Source organism: Fulvivirga lutimaris (assembly GCF_009711525.1).
Classification (GTDB): Bacteria; Bacteroidota; Bacteroidia; order Cytophagales; family Cyclobacteriaceae; genus Fulvivirga; species Fulvivirga lutimaris.
The window spans coordinates 1-2,464 of sequence record NZ_SMLV01000234.1; the positions used below are offsets into that span (position 1 = coordinate 1).

The 2,464-nt window shown below is 36.2% G+C and carries 3 protein-coding genes; all 3 read right to left on the bottom strand.

Features of this window, described 5'->3' with window-relative positions:
* A partial coding sequence (locus E1140_RS02765; RefSeq protein ID WP_155178806.1) for a murein hydrolase activator EnvC family protein occupies positions 1–1,107 on the bottom strand: 1,107 nt, incomplete at its 3' end.
* The gene (gene lolB1, locus E1140_RS02770) at positions 1,094–1,852 is read right to left on the bottom strand and encodes a lipoprotein insertase outer membrane protein LolB1 (RefSeq protein WP_155178809.1); all 759 of its coding nucleotides are present in this window, start codon (positions 1,850–1,852) and stop codon (positions 1,094–1,096) included. The genes lolB1 and E1140_RS02765, both read right to left, overlap by 14 nt.
* Positions 1,845–2,464 (bottom strand): tetratricopeptide repeat protein (locus E1140_RS02775; protein WP_185153393.1); only part of this gene is annotated, 620 nt, incomplete at its 5' end. The genes E1140_RS02775 and lolB1, both read right to left, overlap by 8 nt.

Sequence of the window (2,464 nt, forward strand, 5' to 3'; positions counted from 1 at the left end):
GTTGGTTAAAATAGAACCTAGTTCCTGTCCTAATGTTACTTTTTGACCTGTTTTAACAAACACATCTTTAAGACCTGCATATACAGTAAAGTAATCTCCATGACTCACTAAAACAGTATTTCCAACTAATGGCACAAAAGCCACAGTGCGTACCTCGCCACTGAAGATTGATTTTACTTTTTCGTTTTGTTTAGTCTGAATGTTAACACCGGTATTGTTCATGATAATACCTCTTAGCACAGGATGGTTTTGCTTACCAAATTTTTGAGAGACAAAGCCTTGAACCGGCCATGGTAATTTGGTTTTATTGTCAGCAAATTCGCTAGCTAATTTTATACTTGCATCCATTGTAGATTTCTCAGCTATCCTAGACTTTTCTATTTCAGCTGTGATGATGTCATTGATAAGTTTATCCAGTTTAGCAACTGCATTTTTTCGATCTTCTAAGTCTCTTTTTAACTTGTTTTCCTGCTTTTGAAGATTGGTAACAAGGCTACTTTGTGAGGTTTTAAGTTCAGCTAAACTTTTATTTTCCTGCACATTCTCCGCTAGCAGGATATTCTTTTCGGATACTTTGCTTTGGATAACTGTCACTTGATCTGAAAGCACCTCCTGAACTTTAGTAATTTGCTCTGCCTGCTTTTTACGAGCTGCACTGTATTGCTCAAGATATTTATAGCGCATGACCAGCTGATTGAAAGACTTAGCTGAAAAAAGAAAGGTTAGTTTGTTTTGACCTTTACTCGCCTTTGACGCTGCATATATCATTGCTGCATATTCCTTTTTCAGCTGCTTGAGATCTTTGGAAAGCGATTCTATAATAGAGTTGTTCTCGTCAATCTCATCATTTAGCAGATACATCTCGCCCCTAATGGAGTTGATAAGGTCTTCCTGAGTTTTAATGCGCTGATTCAAGGCGCTTAGCTGACCTAGTGTGTTTTGCTTCTTACCTTTGGTTTCTGAAAGTATTTTCTCTGCCTGAGCAATTTTTTCAAGGTTTTCCTGCTTCTCTTTTTGAAGTTGAGCTTTAGATTTTTGAGCAAAAGAGAACTGACATGATAAAATCAGTGTGATGATTAAAAATCCAAGTTTCCTATTTACGCTCATATTTCTTAGGAATGCTAAAAGGGAACTTAAGCTCTTTTGATTCGATTTGAGCTTTGTTATACTCAAACTCTATTACCGTATTGAGTGTGCCAGCATTTGCTTTGTAAAATAATGAAATTATTGCAGAATAAGGAAATGCCTGATCTTCTACCATTTGATAGTCATAATACCTAATCACTGCGGTGTTTTTAGAATCTGGTTCTAACATTTCTACACGCTCAATTTTCATTGTCTTAGGACTAACGAAGTTGTGGATTGATACATTGCCTGATCTCTGCTTCAAGACGTAGAAGTCTTCATTTTTCTCAACCTCATCATTTCTATCTTTCTCTTTAATTAAATTACCTAGAGCAACAGCCTGTATGGCTTCAAAGTTTATGTCGAAATTGAACCTCTTGCTCAAAGAGTCATAATTAAATACATAGTACTCCTTTTTTACAAGGTTTAGAATTGTGATCGAGTCTTTGTCAATCAAACAACGCGCACCTTGTATACCAATAGCAGAAAATGAAATCCAGATAACGCTATCTTTTCTTATTCTAACATTGGCCTTGGCTTTAACGTCATGCTCGTCATCTTTATAGTTGATTTTCGCTTTGCCAGAGAAGTATTCAAAATTAGTTTCTCTAACTTCCAGCTTGTTCCTATCTAAAAAATTCCAGCTAATGCCAGAAAATTTTTGGCCACAAGATGATAGCATTATTAGTAAGGCTATTAGCCTAAGAGCCACTCGAGTCCTACTCATATAGTTTTTTGTCTGCTATTTTTTTGTCTATGAGCTCGGAGTTCGGATCCATTCCTTTAGCTACCTGCCATTGTTTTACAGCCTCATCGACATTGCCAAGTTTAAAAAGTATATCACCATAGTGCTCGTAATGAACTGCCTCTACATTTCCAATTGAGATGGCTTTCTCCATTACTTTTTTGGCCTCCTTATATTTTTCTTTTGAGAATAGTACCCATGCATAGGTGTCTAAAAAGGTGACATCATCTGGGTTGTTATCAACCACTTTCTTTGACATTCTTTCTGCCTTGTCAAGATTTTCTTTTCTCAATGCGAGATAATAGCTATAGTTGTTGAGAATCCCGTAATTATTTGGGTCAAAGTCAAGTGCAGCTTCAAATGCCTCGTCAGATTTTTCATAAAGCTCCTGACCATTATACGCATCGCCCAACATTGAATTAAAAGCTCCTATAAGGTTAAGATTTGCTGAGGCTAATTTTTTACCTTGTTCTAATGCAAAGCTAGCTTCTTCATAATTGTTTTCCTGAAGATTAGCAGCTCCATTGAAATAATATAAAATGGCTTGATTTGGAAATAGTTCAAGTGCAATATTTGAAAAGTCAATGACACTGT